Source organism: Streptomyces sp. BR1, from assembly GCF_052373795.1.
Taxonomy (GTDB): domain Bacteria; phylum Actinomycetota; class Actinomycetes; order Streptomycetales; family Streptomycetaceae; genus Streptomyces.
Genome location: NZ_CM126252.1, coordinates 1,275,213 through 1,290,857, shown reverse-complemented (window position 1 = coordinate 1,290,857; position 15,645 = coordinate 1,275,213). Strand labels below are relative to the sequence as shown.

Genomic DNA, 15,645 nt, shown 5'->3' with positions numbered 1-15,645 from the left:
CTCATGAGTGCACCGGAAAAGAGCCCGAACGCAGGGAAGAAGGCGAAGGACCTCAACGAGGTCATCCGCTACACGCTGTGGTCCGTCTTCAAGCTGCGCGATGTGCTGCCCGAGGACCGCTCCGGCTTCGCCGACGAGGTCCAGGAGCTGTTCGACCAGCTCGCCGCCAAGGACATCACCGTCCGTGGCACCTACGACCTGTCCGGCCTGCGCGCGGACGCCGACGTCATGATCTGGTGGCACGCGGAGACGGCGGACGAGCTCCAGAGCGCGTACAACCTCTTCCGCCGCACCAAGCTGGGCCGCGCCCTTGAACCGGTGTGGTCGAACATGGCGCTGCACCGCCCCGCCGAGTTCAACAAGTCGCACATCCCGGCGTTCCTCGCCGACGAGCAGGCGCGGGACTACGTCTCGGTCTACCCGTTCGTGCGCTCGTACGACTGGTACCTGCTGCCCGACGAGGACCGCCGTCGCATGCTCGCCGACCACGGCAAGATGGCCCGCGGCTACCCGGACGTGCGCGCCAACACGGTCGCCTCGTTCTCGCTCGGCGACTACGAGTGGCTGCTGGCCTTCGAGGCCGACGAGCTGCACCGCATCGTCGACCTCATGCGTCATCTGCGCGCCTCCGAGGCCCGGATGCACGTCCGCGAGGAGGTCCCGTTCTACACGGGCCGCCGCAAGTCGGTCGCGGATCTGGTGGCGGGCCTGGCCTGACGGCCGCCCATCACCTCGTATGCCCGGTGACCGGGCCCGTTCAGGACGGGCCCGGACTCACCCCTGACCCGGAAGATCAGAGAGCGGACGGCCGCTGCCCAGCCCTGGGCGCCGACCGCTTGTCCAGCGACACCGGGTTCGGCTCCGGGTGCGGCGCGCACGCAGCGCGCCGCACCGGCGTCCGTCCATTGAGGAGATAGTCCTCCAGATAGCCGTTGACGCACTTGTTGGCGCCTCCGCCGATGCCGTGCGTACCGGCGTCCTTCTCGGTCACCAGGACCGACCCGGGCAGCCGCCGCTGCAACTCCAGCGCCCCCGGATACGGCGTCGCCGCGTCCCGCTCGGCCGCCAGGATCAACGTCGGCGGCAGCGCCCCGCGCGCGGTGCCCACGTCCACCGGCTGCTGCCGGGGCGCGGGCCAGTAGGCGCACGGCAGGTTCATCCACGCGTTGTCCCAGGTCTCGAACGGCGCGATCTCCGCGAGTTCGGTGTTGTCCCGGTCCCAGGTCGCCCAGTCGGTGGGCCAGGGAGCGTCGTTGCACTCCACCGCCGTGTAGACCGCGTTGCCGTTCTCGTCGTCCCAGGCGGTCTCCGGCCGTGGCGCGGCCTGCGCGATCAGCGGCTTGGGGTCGCCCTTGAGATACGCCGCAAGCGCGGTCGCCCGCATCGCCCAGAAGTCGTCGTAGTAGCCCGCCTTGAGGAACGCGGCCTGGAGCTGCGCCGGCCCGACCGTTCCGCCCGCCGGCTCCTGGGCCAGACGCGCGCGCACCTTCTCGAAGTTCTCCAGGACCCGCTCAGCCGTGGTGCCCAGGTGGTACACGCCGTCGTGCCGGGCGACCCAGGCGCGGAAGTCCTCCCACCGGCTCTCGAACGCGAGCGACTGGTCCAGGTTGTCGCGGTACCAGATCTTGCGCGGGTCCGGGTCGACCGCCGAGTCGAAGACCATCCGGCGTACATGCGAGGGGAACAGCGTCGCGTACACCGCTCCGAAGTACGTGCCGTAGGAGGCGCCGATGAACGTCAGCTTCTTCTGGCCGAGTGCGGCCCGCAGCACATCGAGGTCGCGCGCGTTGTTGAGGCTCGTGTACTGCCCCAGCGCCGCCCCCGCGCTGCGCGCGCACCCCTGCGCGTACGCCTTGGCCTGCGCGATCCGCTCCAGTTTGTACGAGGGGGACGGGTCGGTCGGGGACTGCGTGGGCGCTTTGGCGAAGTCCTTCGGGTCCTGGCAGGACAGCGGCGCGGAGCGGGCGACCCCGCGCGGGGCGTATCCGACCAGGTCGTAAGCCCGCGCGAGCCGCTTCCACTCGGGCAGCGGCGCGACCATCGGGAAGTACATGCTGGAGGCGCCCGGGCCGCCGGGGTTGTAGACGAGCGCGCCCTGGCGCTCGCCGGGCTTGCCCGACGCCTTCACCCGGCTGACCGTGAGGGCGATCTGACGGCCTTTCGGGTGGGCGTAGTCGAGCGGGACCCGGACCGTGCCGCACCGCACGGTGTCGGGCAGCATCTCCGCCTTGGGGCAGCGGCCGAAGGCGATCCCGGCGGCCGCCGCGCGCTCGGCCGCGATCACGGTGCCGCGCGCCTCGGCGGTGCGCGGGTCCGTGCCGGCGGCCGGCGCTGCGGCCAGGGCGGACAGAACAAGGGAACCGACGGTTCCGTACAGCGCTGCTGCTCTCATCCCACATCGATCCCTTCGGGCACATGCAGTACAAAAGGGATGATTATGGGGCTAATTGATGAAGTAAAGCACCGCAGTGCGGTGCGCCGGGATCAATGTCCCCGGCGTGGCGCCGTCCGGAGGGTCAGCGCCCGCCGCGCAGCGCGGTCCTGAGCGCCGGGTCGTCGACCGCGCTCACCCCGCGTACCGCGACCGCCGTCAGCGGGTCGCCCGCCGGGTCGATCCGGCCGAGGAGCCGCTGGCCGTCGGGGGAGGCCCAGCGGGTGTGCGGGTGGACCTCCACGCGCGCGATGAAGAGGCAGCCGAGGGTGAGGACCAGCGGCAGCGAGAACCAGGCGGCGATCTCGGCCTGGGTGGAGCGGTCCTGACCGGGCATCAGCAGCGCGACCGCGCCGAGGAGCAGGGTGAGCGCGGTGGCGCCGCGAACGGCCCGTACGGAGGCTGTGATGCCCGTCCTGGCCGCGTCCGGGACGGCGAGCCCGGCGGCGGCCAGCCGGTCGGCCAGCGCGTGCACGGCGTCGGCGGCGGCCGCGGTGGACCGTATGGCCGCTATCCGCGCCTGTCCCTCCGGCCCGATCGCGCCGATCACGGACCGCTCCAGGTCGTCCCGGCCCTCCGGGTCGACGACGGTGGCCCAGCCGGTGTGCGCGACCAGCAGCCGACGGGCCCGGTGCATCGCGACCAGGGTGAGGTCGGTGACCCGCAGCGGCCCGCCGGAGAGGAACGCGGCCTCGTACAGCGAGAGCTCGGTGTCCCGGGCCCGCGGCCGCACCGCCGCCGGATCGGCCGCCGCCGACGCGGCGAGGCACAGCCGCGCGCAGCTGAAGGCGGACGCGAGGCACCCGACTACCAGGAAGAGAACCCAGAACATGGCCGAGTTGTATGCGACGCGACGAGCCCTGCGCCATGGCTTTCCCATGATGTGGACATGCAGTTATCGGTTCGTTACGGAGTGTCGGTGGGGCTGTCGGTGGGAACGGGGGCAGGGGTGTCGGTGGGCAGGGCGCGACTGGCCGCGGGCGGCAGCGGGAACGACGGGGTGACGGGGACGGGTGAGGCGGGCGTGGCTCCCGGGGTGGGCGGCGGCGGTCCGCTGGGCGACGTGGTCGCGGTGGCGACGCTGTCGCGGGCCAGCGCGTCGAAGTCCACCAGGCCGGTGGCCTCCAGCATCTTGATGTGGTCCAGGACGGTCGTGTTGGCGTCGTCGGCGAGCGCGCGGACCAGGGAGTTCCGGGTGTTCGCCCGGATCTGCGCGACGAGCGAGAACACCTTGCCGTGCGCGGAACGCAGGATGTTGGCGAAGTCCTTCTCGTACGCGGTGCCGCTGTCGGCCGTCAACGTCCGCAGCCAGGACTGCTGCTGGGCGTTGGGCTGGTCGGGCAGCTCCATGCCGAGCTGGGCGGCGACCTCCCGTACGCGCGCGTCGAGGAAGGCGTGGCCGTCGACGAGGTGATGGCCCGCAGCGGTGACCGCCTCGCTCGGGGCCCGCTCGACGGCCTGCTGACCTGCGGGCAGTTCCCACAGTCCGGCGAGTCTCACCCGTACCACGAAGTCCCGGTCGGCGGCCGACAGCGGCCCCCAACGGGTGGGCACGGAACCGGCGTTGAGATTGGCGAGCCCGGTCCCGGAGCGGTCGGCGTACGACCACACGGGGAAGAGCAGGGCGGCGATGGTCGCGGTCAGGGCGACGGCGACCAGGCCGGTACCGGAAAGGAATATCCGACGCATGAAAGCCTCCAGGTGCGGTGCGCACGGTAATGCGGAGGCGGGTGATCCGGGGAGGGGTTCGGGGAAATCAGTGACGGTGTGGTGTGGGAGGCATCACGTGTTGGGCGAGTACGGGGCAACTTGGTGGCGCGAGTGGTATTTTGCCCGCCTTCACGAGGCGGCTCCATGTACGGCTGTGCGTCAGGCGGCCCGGACAAGTCCGCGCAGGAACCGGGTCGTCCGACCCGGCGGGCGCGCGCCGGAGCGCTCCTTCCACCAGCGCGCGAGGCGGCGCCGGGTCTCGGCGTCGGGCTCCCTTTCGAGCAGCGACTCGACGAAGTCGAGGGCGTCACGGCGGTATCCGTCGCGCAGCGGATGGCTGCGGGCGTACGCGAGGAACGCGGGGCGGTAGCCGTCCCCGAGGATCACGGGCAGTTCGGGCGCGACCTTCGCGACGACGTCGGCTCGCTTCGCGGCCAACGCACGCGCCTGTACGCGCAGTCGCGCACCGTCGAACCCGTACGGGACGGGGGTCCCGGCGACGAGGGCGGACAGCAGCGCCGTCTGCGCCAGCGCGAGCCGCTCCCGGGCGCCGGTGCGCGGGCCGTCCGCCGCCGACGCGTACGCGCGCGTGGCCGGGGCCGCAGGCGTACCGGCCCGCACCACGTCCCGTATCGCCGCGAGCTCCCCGGCCAGCTCGGCCTCGGGCGGGAACGCGTCGTCGCGCTCCAGGAGCACCCCCGGAGGCGAGACGCGGGACACCAACTCGGCTAGGACGTCCAGGACTTCACGCCCCACCGGATGCGCGTGCGTGTCGTGCCAGACGCCGCCCTTCTCCACCCCGCCCGCCACATGGACGTACGCGATCGCCTCCACCGGCAGCTCCGCCAGCGCCTTCGCCGGGTCCTCGCCCCGGTTGACGTGGTTGGTGTGGAGGTTCGCCACATCGATGAGGAGCTTCACGCCCGTACGGTCGACCAGCTCCGCCAGGAACTGACCCTCCGTCATATCCTCGTCCGGCCAGTTGATCAGCGCGGCGATGTTCTCCAGGGCGAGGGGCACCGGCAGGGCGTCCTGCGCGATCCGTACGTTCTCGCAGAGCACGTCCAGTGCGTCCCAGGTGCGCGGCACCGGCAACAGGTGCCCGGCCTCAAGCCGGGGCGAGGCGGTGCGCTCGCCTCCCGCCCGTACGAAGGCGATGTGCTCGGTGACCAGCGGAGCCGACAGCGCCCGCGCGCACGCCGCGAGGTCGGCCAGGCGCGCCGGGTCGGGGTGGTCCGCGCCCCCGAGCCCCAGCGAGACCCCGTGCGGCACGACCGTCACCCCGCGCTCCCGCAGCCGTACCAGTGGCTCGGGAAGGTGGCCCGGGCAGAGGTTCTCGGCCACCGCCTCCACCCAGTCGACGCCGGGCAGCCCTTCCACCGCGTCGGCGATCTCGGGCCGCCAGCCGATACCGATGCCCAGCTCCATGGTCCGCCCCCCGGTCGATGTGGTCATGACGCGTGGAGTGGTCATGGCCCCGCCGGGCGCCCGCCAATCCGCAGGGGCCCGCCTTCAGAGCTTCATTTGAGGTTGGGAACGGTCGGACCGAGGGGCGTCAGCCGCGCAGCGCCGGATGGTCCGCCACCACCGTGCAGGAGCCCGGCGCGATCTCCGTGAAGCCCGCGTCCCGTACGACCGGCAGCCCGCTCGTGGTCAGCGCCGCCCACTGCGCGCGTGCCGCGACCCGTACCGACAGCGGGAAGTCCGCGTCCCGCCACGCCCGGCGGTCCGCCTCCGACAGGTCCCACCACGCCAGCTGCGCACCATGTCCGGCCTGGGCCATCGCCTTGCCTGCGGACATGTCGAGCTCCGGGTTGAGCCACAGGACCGGCGCGAGGGGGTCGGGGGCGCCGGGGGCGGCCGGGTCGTCCAGGTCCGTGCCGGACACCTGGAGCTTGGCCAGCTCCTTGGGCCAGCCGTCGAGCGGGACCGGCGGGAAGACCCGCACCTCCGCGGACTTCCCGGTGACCGTGATACCCGGCAGCGTCGACGCCTTGCGCCACTCGGCGCCGCGCGCCCGGCGCACCACCTTGCGGATCCGGGCGTCCTGCCAGTCGCGCATCGCCTGCGCCCACTCGCCGTCCCCGAGCGCGCGCTCGTCGCTGAGCATCACCAGGACGGCCCGGGCCGCGGTCTCCAGGGCGTCGGTACGGGCGGGCGGTTCCGCCTTCTCTATGCGGACGACCAGCGGAAGCACGTACTGGGGCGCCTCGTCGCGGGCATTCGGCTCCTGGTGGAACGGGCTCTCGGGGGTCGTCTCGGGGGGCTCGTCGCTGCTCACCCGCCCAGTCTGCCAGCCGCGTCTTCCCGGATTCTTGGCGGAATGAACCCTTCCGGGTCAGGATGCGCGCATGAAGAGCGATCTTTTTGCCACGGACACCATGGCGCAGCCGGCCACCACCCCCGGCATGACCCTGCAGAACGCCAAGTCGATCAAGTACGCGGTCGACGGCGAGATGCTGGCGCGCCAGGGAGCGATGATCGCTTACCGGGGCAAGCTCCAGTTCGAACGGCGCGGCCAGGGCATCGGCGGCATGCTCAAGCGCGCGGTCACCGGCGAGGGCCTGCCCCTGATGTCGGTCTCGGGCCAGGGCGAGGCGTGGTTCGCGCACGAGGCGCAGAACTGCTTCATCGTCGACATCGAGCAGGGCGACAAGCTGACCGTCAACGGCCGCAACGTGCTCTGCTTCGACGCGTCCCTCTCGTACGAGATCAAGACCATGAAGGGCTCCGGCATAGCCGGTGGCGGCCTCTTCAACAGCGTCTTCACCGGCTGGGGCCGGCTCGGCCTGATCTGTGAGGGCAACCCGTTGGTGATCCCGGTGACCGCGCAGCAGCCGGTGTACGTGGACACCGACGCGGTCGTCGGCTGGACCGCCGACCTGGCCACCTCGCTGCACCGCTCGCAGTCCATCGGCTCGATGATCCGGGGCGGCTCCGGCGAGGCCGTCCAGCTGATGCTCCAGGGCGAGGGCCATGTCATCGTCCGCCCGAGCGAGGCCACCCCGAAGAAGGCCGAGCAGCACTGATTCCCGTGCTCTCGCTCGACGCGGTGGGCCGCCGGTACGGCATCGGCGGCCCCTGGGTGCTGCGCGGGGTCGAGCTGGAACTGCTGCCGAGCACCCTGGTCCGCGTCGAGGGCACCAACGGCACCGGCAAGTCCACCCTGTTGCGCCTGCTGGCCCGGATCGACGCGCCCACCGAGGGCCGCGTCGTCGGTCGCCCGCGCACCGCGTATGTGCCCGAACGTTTCCCCGCCGCCCTGCCGTTCACGGCGACGGGCTATCTCATCCACCTCGGGCGCATCCATGGTCTTTCCCGGCGAGCGGCCGCCACGCGCGCGGGGGAGTGGCTGGAGCGGTTCGGCGCGGGCGCCCACGCCCGTACCCCGCTCTCTGAGCTCTCCAAAGGCACCAGCCAGAAGGTCGCCGCCGCCCAGGCGCTGCTCGCCGGGCCCGAACTGCTGGTGCTCGACGAGGCCTGGACCGGCCTGGACACCGCCGCCCGAGCCGAGTTGGACCGCGCGGTGGCCGAGCGCGTCGCGGACGGCGCCGCCGTGGTCTTCGTCGACCACGACCCCCGGCGGCTCGCCGACGCGGTGGACACGCGGTACGCGGTCGAGGACGGCGGCCTGGTCCGCCGGGCAGGGGGGACCCGGGCGCAGGGTGATCTCGTACGCATAGACGTCATCGGCCCCGTCCCGCCCGACGGGCTGCCCGGCGCGCCCGTGCTGACGCGCGGCCCGGACGGGGCGCACACGCTGACCGTCGAGTCCGCCCACTCCGACGCGCTGCTGCGCACGCTGCTCACCGCGCGGCCGCCCTGGCACATCCGAGGAGTGTCGCGCCCATGAGCCCGCTCGTGCGCTACCAGACGGCCCTGCTGCTGCGCTCGCAGCGCTGGCTTCCGCCCGTCCTGCTGTACGCGGCGTTCGTCGGCATCGGCATCCAGCCGGGCAACCCGGTCCTGGACTCCCTCGGGTACGCGGCCGCCGGGCTGCTCCCCGTCGGCGCCTGGCTCGCCCGGGTCTGCGTCACCCAGGAACCGGCCGCCGCCCGCGACTGCGCGGCTGCGGCGGCGAGCCCCGGCCGGGTCCATCTCGCCGCGCTGCTCACGGCGTTGGGGGCGACCGGGGTACTCGGTGCGGCCGGGACGCTCTACGTGGTGGCGGTGGGCGACCCGGCGAGCGCCGATCACCGGGTCGCGGTACCGCTCGGGTCCGCCACGGCCGCCGGGCTGCTCGCGGGCGCGGTGTGCGCGCTGCTCGGCGCGGCGGTCGGGGCGCTCGGCAGCCGCCCGCTGCTACGCGCGCGTGGCTGGTCGATCTGCCTCACCACGCTCGCCGCACTGCTCGCCCTGGTGGTCGCGCCCTCACCCGCCCGGTACGCCGTCAACGGCCTCGTCACCGGCTCGCACACCGGCGCGGTGCACCTGCCGGTGATCCCGCTGCTCGCGGCTGCGGCCGTCACGGCCGCCGCCTGGGCGGCCGCGTGCGCGCTCAGTTCACGACGCGGGTGATGTTCCGGACCCGTGGTTACCCTTCGGCCGCCGAGCCGATCAGGTCGGACACCTTCACGAAGCGGTAGCCGCGCTTGCGCAGCTCCGGCACGATCCGCTTGACGACCGTGTCGGTGACGGGCGCCGCGCTGCGGGTGCAGTGCATGACCACAAGGGAGCCCGGCTTCACACCGGTCAGGACCTGCTCGGCCACCGCGTCCGCGTCGTGAGCGAAGGCGTCGCCGCTAACCACGTCCCACTGGATGGCGGTCATCTTCAGCGGGGCCAGCGTCCGCAGCACGTCGTCGTTGTAGCAGCCGCCGGGGAAGCGGAAGTACGGGACGGTGTTGCGTACGCCCGCCTTCTTGAAGGAGGCGGGCGCCTTCTCCACGTCGGCGCGCATCTCGCCCTCGGGGACGACCGGCAGGCCGTAGCAGGGGGACTTGAAGGCGTAGTGGCTGTACGAGTGGTTGGCGACCTCGAAGTTCGGGTCGGCCCCGATGGCGCGCGCCTCGGCCGGGTACTCGTCGGCCCACCGCCCGGTCATGAAGATGGTGGCGGGCACTTTGAGCCGCCGCAGATCGTCGATGAGCGCCGGGTTGTCGAAGTGCTCGCCCCGAGCCGCACGCGGCCCCTGGTCCGCCGTCATGTCCGCGTCGAAGGTGAGTGCCACGATCTTCTGCCCGCCCTTGGGTGCACGCTCGAAGACCGGGGTGAGCCCGCCGGGCCCGGGCGCGATCGTCGGCACCTGCTTGCCGGGCTGCGGCGCGGATGCGGCGGGGGACGAGGAAGCGGAGGCCGAGGGTTTGCCAGCCCCCGGCGCCGCCTTCGCGCCATGGTCGGACGGGGCGGGATCCGAGCTGCAGCCCGCGAGCGCGGCACCGAGAACGGCGACCGCCAGCAGCTTTCGTACAGAAATGGTCACGGGCGGAAACTATCCGATCAATGGGTGGGTGGCGGTGCGCGCCGCCGCCGGGCCGCGCACGTTTCCGGCCAATGAGTGAACCGGAGCGTCGGCTCGGCCCCGATCCGCCGGAGGCGCCGAAGAACGCGCGGCGACCCGTGGCCGGACGGCCTCGCGCCGCACCAGGGTACGGATTTCGTAGCTGTGCGGGGTTTCCCGCCGGGAAGTGCATATGCCCCACCGACCTGCGTGTGAACGTGCCCGTCCGGAGCCGGTGTTCGCCGACGTGAAGCGGTGGTCCGGCGAAGGGGTCCGCCGTCCGCCCGGTACGGCTGCGGATTCCCTCGTCCCCCGGGTGCGGACCCGGTAAGAACCGCCGGATGGAGTGAGGCCTACAGGGCAATCGGTTTCTTTGCCCGGCGCTTACGAAGTCGGAATTCGGCCGTCGCGGCAGACCTCTTGTGACCGGCGCGACGTGCTGGTTAGGCTCCGGCTCGTTTCGTTTCGATTCCTGCACATTTCCTTCGCAAGTCTGACTAACTGTGAGGTAGCTGTGGAGATTTCGAATGCCCCGGGCTCCGGCTCGTCGGCACCGCGCTCCACGGAAGCGGCCGCCGACGGGACCGCCGGACCTCCCGGGGAAGCCGCCGGACCTCCGGAGGGAGACGGGGCCGACCGGCCTCACTTACCCCGCGACGTCCGGCTCTTCTGGACCGCGCACGCCGCCGACGCCCTCGGCACCCAGGCGTCCGGAGTGATCCTGCCGCTGCTGCTCCTTGGCCTCGGCCACTCGCCCGCGACCGTCGGGCTGATCGCGGGAGTCTCCACGGCCGCCGGGCTGCTCCTCGCCCCGTTCGCCGCGATCCCGGCCGACCGGGGCGCCCGTAAGCCCGTGATGGTCTGGTCCGCCACCGTCTCGGCGCTCGCCATGGCGGGCGTGACCCTCTCGGTCGCCACCGGCACCCCGCCGCTGGCCCTGCTGATCGCCGTCGTTCTGGTGGAGCGTTTCTCCGCAGCGGTGTACGAGGCCGCCGCCACCGGCACCGTCGCCATGATCGCGCCGCCCGCCGACTACCCCCGCGCGGTCGCCGGGCTGCAGGCGGGCGAACAGGGCGCGCTGATCCTCGGCCCGGCCCTCGGCGGCGCCCTCTACCAGGTCTCGCGCGCCCTGCCGTTCCTGGCGGACGCGCTCTCGTACACCGTCGCGGCCGCTCTCGTCCGCTCGCTGCGCTCGGACCTGCGGCCGGAACGCGACCCGGACACTGCCGTGACGGGAACTCCCGCCGACGCGCGCCCGCGCCGCCTCGCCGCGTTCACCGCCGAACTCGGCGCCGGGCTCGCCCTCGTGCGCACCTCGCCCTTTCTGCGTCTGGTCCTGCTCTGGAGCACCACCGTCAACGGCGTGATCGTCACGCTCTTCTACGGCGCGGTGTTCACCCTCCAGAAGGGCGGCCACGGCGGCGCCCCGATGGGCCTGGTCCTCGGGCTGGCGGGGGCCGCCGGGCTCGCCGGATCGCTCGCCGCGCCCCGGCTCGCGGGCCGGATCAGCGCAGCCCGCCTCCTTGTCGCGGTGTCCTGGCTGCTCGTCCCGCTCGCGGCCGGGCTCGCCACCGCCGAGGGGCCCTGGACGTACGGGGTGCTGTTCGGGGTGTTCTGTCTGCTGATGCCGCTCGTCGTGGTGGTGCTCCAGTCCCGCGCCATCCAGGAGACACCGCCCCACCTCCAGGCCCGGGTCGGCGCGGTGCTCGCGACCTCGGCCGGGGGAGCCGCCGCCCTCGCGCCCGTCCTCGCCGGGCTGTTCGCGGCCGGAGCCGGGACCGCCGCGCCCGCCGTTCTCTGCTCGGGTGTGCTGGCCCTCCTCGCCCTGCGGACAACGTCCGTACGCGGGCGACTGCGGGGAGCGGCCGGATGAGCCGCGGCTACCACCTCTATCTGGCCGCGCTGCCCGAGGTATGCGCCGCCGACCCGGGCCGGATGGTGTTCACCGCCGACGCCGGGGGCCGCTGCGAGGTCTTCACCTGGGACGCGGTCACCGGCGCGGCCCGCCAGGTCACCGACCGGCCGCGCGGCACCCTGCACGGCGCGATCGACCGGGACGCGCACATCTGGTGGTTCGACGAGGACGAACACGGCCGGGGCCGCTGGATGTTCCAGCCGTTCCAGGGGGGAGCGGACCGTCCGGGCCTTACAGGGGTGGGCCCGGGTGAGCCGCGCGGCCTCGCGGTCGCCGACCGGGCGGTCGTCGCCGTGGGCATCGGGGACGCCCGGACGACCGCCGTCCACCTCGGCCCGCGCGGCGGCGAGGCCCGCGAGGTGGCGCGCGTCGACGGCCACGCCGCGCTGAGCGGCATCACCCCCGACGGCCGCTACCTCGCCCTCACGGGCGCCGCGGGCTCGGCCCGGGCCGTCACCGTGCTCGCCGACGACGGCACCGTACGCGCGGTGCTCCCCGGCGACGGGGGCCACGGCAGACTCTGGTGCCTGGGCTTCGCACCCGTGGCCGACCGGGCCGAACTGCTCCTGGTGCGCGAGAGCGGCGACCGCTATCTGCTGGCCAGTTGGCGGCCCGGCAGCGGTATCACCCCCCACTCCTGGCAGCCGTTCGACACCGAGATCACCGCCCGCTGGTACCCCGACGGCCGCTCGGTGCTGGTGCGCCAGGACCGCCACGGCCGCAGCGCGCTCCGCCGCGTACACCTCGTACGGCGCACGACACAGACCGTTCCGGCGCCGCGCGGCACCCTGCTCGATGCCGCGCCCCGTGCCGCGGACGATGTGCACTACCTCTGGACCGACACCGCGACCCCGCCCAGGATCGCCTCCACCAAGGGCACCCCGCTGCCTCCGCCGCACGACCCCGCGAGCCAGGTGCCGGGCGAGCACCGGGACCTGTGGACGCCCGGCCCCGACGGCCCGGTGCACACCCTGCTGAGTCTGCCCGAGGGCCGAAGAGGCCCGGTTCCGGCGGTGTTCCTGGTGCACGGCGGACCCGCCGACCACGACCGGGACGCCTACGACGGCGTGGTGCACTCGCTGGTCGTCTCCGGGTTCGCCGCAGTCCGCGTCAACTACCGGGGCTCCACCGGCTACGGGCCGCGCTGGCGCCGGGCGTTCGGCGAGGGCGTCGGGCTCACCCAGGTCGCGGACCTCGTCGCGGTACGGGCCGACCTCACCGCACGCGGCCTCGTCCGGGCCGACGCGGTGGGCCTGTGGGGCTTCTCCTGGGGCGGCTATCTCACCCTGCTCGCCGCCGGGGTCCACCCGAAGCTGTGGCGGGCGGGCGTCGCGGTCAAGCCCGTCGCCGACTACCCCGCCGCCTACCGCACCACCACACCGGCCCTGCGCGCCCTGGACGAGCGGCTGTTCGGCGGCACCCCCGACGAGGTGCCCGAACGGTACGAGCGGAGCTCACCCCTCCACTACGCCGCCGCCGTGCGGGCGCCGCTCCTGGTCGCCGCCGCGACCCGGGACGCCAAGTGCCCGCCCGGCCAGGTGCGCGGCTATCTCGCCGCGCTGCGCCGCGCGGGCGTGCGCCATGAGGCGATGTGGCTGGACACCGGCCACAACGGCTACGCGGCCGACACCCATGTCGCCGTCCTGCGCCGCGCCATGGTCTTCCTCGACCGCGAACTGCGCGGCGCCACCCCCCAGACCCCCCGCCCGCACCGGAGCGGGGACCCCGGACGGGCCCGTGCCACCACGACGCCCGCCGGGGCCGGCACCACCCGACACACAGAAAGGAGGACCGGTCATGCAGAAGGACATCATCCAGAACGACCCGCTCGCGGGTGACGACGAGAACCGTGCCGTCGGCGTCAGCGTCAAGGTCACCGTTCCGTTCCGCAACGCCGAGGACGACGAAGAGCAGTGATCCCCGTCGGCCCGGCGGACTTCCGCCGGGCCGACGCCCCACCGCCAGAGAGGGAGTTCCGGCGTGCAGAAGGACGTCATCAAAAGCGACCCGCTCGTCGACGACGAGGAGATGCGGTCCGTGGGCGTGAGCGTCAGCGTCAGCCGGCGTCGCAACGATCCCGCCGACGAGGAGTGATCCTCGCCGGCCGGCCCGGCGGTCCGCCGCCGGGCCGGCCGGTCCCCGCCGTGCCTCTCTCAGTGCGTTCCTTATCTCTCCGCAGGGCCCGAGGAGCCGATATGCGAGTACTGCTGGTCAATATGCCCTGGTCGCCGATCGACCTTCCGTCGCTGGCCCTGGGAATCCTCAAACGCAGTGTGACCGAATGCGTGCCCGACGGCTCGGCCGAGGTGCTGCACGCCAATCTCGAATACATCGACTGGATCACCGAGCACACCGAATTCACCGCCAAGGACTACGAGTTCTACTCGCTCTCCTCCTATTTCATGGGCTGCGGCGACTGGGTCTTCTCCTCCGCGCTCTACGACGACCCCGAATGGCGTGTCCAGGAATTCACCGACGCCATGGAGGGCAAACTCCGCAAGGGCCGCCTCGCCATGTCGTACGAACTGCACCGCACGGCACCGGAGTTCGTGGAGATGATCGCCCGCCGCATCGTCGAGTACGCGCCGGATGTCGTCGGCTTCACCTCCACCTTCCAGCAGAACACCGCGGCCCTGGCCGCCGCCAAGCACGTCAAGCGGCTCGCCCCGCACATCGTGACCGTCATGGGCGGCGCCAACTGCGACGGCGAGCAGGGCGAGGCCGTCCACCGCAACTTCCCGTTCGTGGACTACGTCGTACGCGGCGAGGGTGAGGCCGCCTTCCCGCAGCTGCTGACCGCGCTCACCGAAGGCGGCGACCTCGGTGCGGTGGCGGGCCTGTGCCACCGCGCCCCCGACGGCACCAGCACCGCCAACCTCATGGCGACCCGCCCGCTGCCGCCCGCCGCGATCCTCGGTCCCGACTACAGCGGGTACTTCGAGCGCCTGGCCGCGTCCGTGGCGCACAACTGGATCGAGCCCAAGCTGGTCGTCGAGGGTGCGCGGGGCTGCTGGTGGGGCGAGAAGCACCACTGCACCTTCTGCGGCCTCAACGGCTCGTTCATGCAGTACCGCTCCAAGAGCCCGGAGACGTTCTTCGAGGAGATCATGGAACTCGCCCGGCAGCACCGGGTGCTGGACATGTACCTCGTCGACAACATCCTCGACATGGGCTACCTCTCCACGGTGCTGCCGCGCATCATCGAGAGCGGCTACGACCTGCGGATGCACATCGAGATCAAGGCGAACATGCGCCGCAGCCAGCTCCGTACGCTCGCCGAGGCCGGACTCATCTACGTACAGCCCGGCATCGAGAGCCTCAACGACCGGGTGCTCGACCTGATGGACAAGGGCGTCAGCGGCTGCCAGAACGTCCGGATGCTCCGCGACGGCGCCGAGACCGGACTCTCGGTCTCCTGGAACTATCTGCACGGCTTCCCCGGTGAGACCGTCGAGGACTACGAGCCGGTCATCGCCCAGCTCCCGGCCCTGGAGCACCTCGACCCGCCGGTCGACCTCTCCGCCCGCATCGCCATCGAACGCTTCAGCCCGTACTTCAACCGGCCCGAACTCGGCTTCGACGGACTGCGCCCCGAGGAGCACTACCGCTTCACCTACGACCTGCCCGAATCCGAGCTCTACGACCTCGCGTACGTCTTCGAGGCCCCCCAGCGCGGTATCGGCGAACCCACGGTCACCTCGCTCAACGACGCCATCGACGCCTGGAAGAAGCACCATTCGGCCGCCCGGCTCACCCACACCGACCTCGGCGACCGGATCGTCCTGGTCAGCAGGCGCCGGATGTTCGCCTGGCGCGCCCTGGAGCTGACCCGCCCGTTCGAGCTCGCCGTCTTCCGCCTGCTCGACCAGCCGCACACCCCGGCCGCGCTCGCCCGCAAGGCCGCCGCCCGGGCCGGCGGCGAGGCCCCGGACGAGAGCGGGATGCGCGCGCTCCTCGACTCCTGGGTGGCGCTCGGCCTGGTCTTCACCGACGGCGGCCAGTACGTCCACATCGCGCCCGCCGCCGTCAACGAGGACCTGCTGCGCCTCGACTTCATGCGCCACGCCGACGACGCCACCGCCCCGGGCGAGCGGCCCGCCGCCCCCGAGCCCGTCGGCGTATGACCAGCGAGCACACCGGAGGACACCA

13 protein-coding genes are annotated in these 15,645 nt (G+C 72.7%); 7 read left to right on the top strand and 6 right to left on the bottom strand.

Annotation, left to right across the window (positions count from 1 at the left end; translation table 11 throughout):
• The first annotated feature begins 3 nt into the window (after nucleotides 1-3).
• Entirely contained in the window at nucleotides 4-717 is a 714-nt protein-coding gene (gene hemQ / locus ACT1U9_RS05825; RefSeq protein WP_188272541.1) for a hydrogen peroxide-dependent heme synthase, read from the top strand.
• 76 nt (nucleotides 718-793) lie between these two features.
• Here hemQ and ACT1U9_RS05820 read toward each other — a convergent pair whose 3' ends face one another.
• From ACT1U9_RS05820 to ACT1U9_RS05800, 5 genes are all read right to left on the bottom strand, one after another.
• Entirely contained in the window at nucleotides 794-2,392 is a 1,599-nt protein-coding gene (locus tag ACT1U9_RS05820) for an alpha/beta hydrolase (RefSeq protein WP_444537303.1), read from the bottom strand.
• 124 nt (nucleotides 2,393-2,516) lie between these two features.
• Complete coding sequence (locus tag ACT1U9_RS05815) at nucleotides 2,517-3,263, bottom strand: TIGR04222 domain-containing membrane protein (RefSeq protein WP_444537302.1); 747 nt, start codon at nucleotides 3,261-3,263, stop codon at nucleotides 2,517-2,519.
• 74 nt (nucleotides 3,264-3,337) lie between these two features.
• Nucleotides 3,338-4,120, bottom strand: coding sequence for a DUF4142 domain-containing protein (locus tag ACT1U9_RS05810; RefSeq protein ID WP_444537301.1), 783 nt, complete (start codon nucleotides 4,118-4,120; stop codon nucleotides 3,338-3,340).
• 180 nt (nucleotides 4,121-4,300) lie between these two features.
• Entirely contained in the window at nucleotides 4,301-5,569 is a 1,269-nt protein-coding gene (locus tag ACT1U9_RS05805; protein ID WP_444539016.1) for a DUF692 domain-containing protein, read from the bottom strand.
• Nucleotides 5,570-5,696: 127 nt separating this feature from the next.
• Nucleotides 5,697-6,422, bottom strand: coding sequence for a peptidyl-tRNA hydrolase (locus ACT1U9_RS05800; RefSeq protein WP_444537300.1), 726 nt, complete (start codon nucleotides 6,420-6,422; stop codon nucleotides 5,697-5,699).
• Between the two features lie 70 nt (nucleotides 6,423-6,492).
• Here ACT1U9_RS05800 and ACT1U9_RS05795 point away from each other — a divergent pair, with 70 nt between their 5' ends.
• From ACT1U9_RS05795 to ACT1U9_RS05785, 3 genes are read left to right on the top strand one after another with little or no spacing between them, the layout of a single operon-like run.
• Nucleotides 6,493-7,170, top strand: coding sequence for an AIM24 family protein (locus ACT1U9_RS05795; protein ID WP_444537299.1), 678 nt, complete (start codon nucleotides 6,493-6,495; stop codon nucleotides 7,168-7,170).
• Nucleotides 7,171-7,175: 5 nt separating this feature from the next.
• Nucleotides 7,176-7,994, top strand: coding sequence for an ABC transporter ATP-binding protein (locus tag ACT1U9_RS05790; RefSeq protein ID WP_444537298.1), 819 nt, complete (start codon nucleotides 7,176-7,178; stop codon nucleotides 7,992-7,994).
• The gene (locus tag ACT1U9_RS05785; RefSeq protein WP_444537297.1) at nucleotides 7,991-8,659 is read left to right on the top strand and encodes an ABC transporter; all 669 of its coding nucleotides are present in this window, start codon (nucleotides 7,991-7,993) and stop codon (nucleotides 8,657-8,659) included. The genes ACT1U9_RS05790 and ACT1U9_RS05785 overlap by 4 nt, the downstream gene beginning before the upstream one ends.
• Before the next feature lie 16 nt (nucleotides 8,660-8,675).
• Here ACT1U9_RS05785 and ACT1U9_RS05780 read toward each other — a convergent pair whose 3' ends face one another.
• A complete protein-coding gene (locus ACT1U9_RS05780; protein ID WP_444537296.1) occupies nucleotides 8,676-9,563 on the bottom strand; it encodes a polysaccharide deacetylase family protein in 888 nt (295 codons plus the stop codon).
• Nucleotides 9,564-10,095: 532 nt separating this feature from the next.
• Between ACT1U9_RS05780 and ACT1U9_RS05775 the strand changes: the two genes are divergently transcribed.
• The 3 genes from ACT1U9_RS05775 (at nucleotide 10,096) to ACT1U9_RS05765 (ending at nucleotide 15,620) form a co-directional block, all read left to right on the top strand.
• A complete protein-coding gene (locus tag ACT1U9_RS05775; protein WP_444537295.1) occupies nucleotides 10,096-11,454 on the top strand; it encodes an MFS transporter in 1,359 nt (452 codons plus the stop codon).
• The gene (locus ACT1U9_RS05770) at nucleotides 11,451-13,334 is read left to right on the top strand and encodes an alpha/beta fold hydrolase (RefSeq protein ID WP_444537294.1); all 1,884 of its coding nucleotides are present in this window, start codon (nucleotides 11,451-11,453) and stop codon (nucleotides 13,332-13,334) included. Before ACT1U9_RS05775 ends, ACT1U9_RS05770 begins: the two co-directional genes overlap by 4 nt.
• Nucleotides 13,335-13,691: 357 nt before the next feature.
• Entirely contained in the window at nucleotides 13,692-15,620 is a 1,929-nt protein-coding gene (locus tag ACT1U9_RS05765; RefSeq protein ID WP_444537293.1) for a RiPP maturation radical SAM C-methyltransferase, read from the top strand.
• Nucleotides 15,621-15,645: the final 25 nt, after the last annotated feature.

Coding starts and splice junctions, on each gene's coding strand:
- hemQ (WP_188272541.1), top strand. CDS start 4: ATGAGTGCACCGGAAAAGAGCCCGAACGCAGGGAAGAAGGCGAAGGAC.
- ACT1U9_RS05820 (WP_444537303.1), bottom strand. CDS start 2,392: ATGAGAGCAGCAGCGCTGTACGGAACCGTCGGTTCCCTTGTTCTGTCC.
- ACT1U9_RS05815 (WP_444537302.1), bottom strand. CDS start 3,263: ATGTTCTGGGTTCTCTTCCTGGTAGTCGGGTGCCTCGCGTCCGCCTTC.
- ACT1U9_RS05810 (WP_444537301.1), bottom strand. CDS start 4,120: ATGCGTCGGATATTCCTTTCCGGTACCGGCCTGGTCGCCGTCGCCCTG.
- ACT1U9_RS05805 (WP_444539016.1), bottom strand. CDS start 5,569: ATGGAGCTGGGCATCGGTATCGGCTGGCGGCCCGAGATCGCCGACGCG.
- ACT1U9_RS05795 (WP_444537299.1), top strand. CDS start 6,493: ATGAAGAGCGATCTTTTTGCCACGGACACCATGGCGCAGCCGGCCACC.
- ACT1U9_RS05785 (WP_444537297.1), top strand. CDS start 7,991: ATGAGCCCGCTCGTGCGCTACCAGACGGCCCTGCTGCTGCGCTCGCAG.
- ACT1U9_RS05770 (WP_444537294.1), top strand. CDS start 11,451: ATGAGCCGCGGCTACCACCTCTATCTGGCCGCGCTGCCCGAGGTATGC.
- ACT1U9_RS05765 (WP_444537293.1), top strand. CDS start 13,692: ATGCGAGTACTGCTGGTCAATATGCCCTGGTCGCCGATCGACCTTCCG.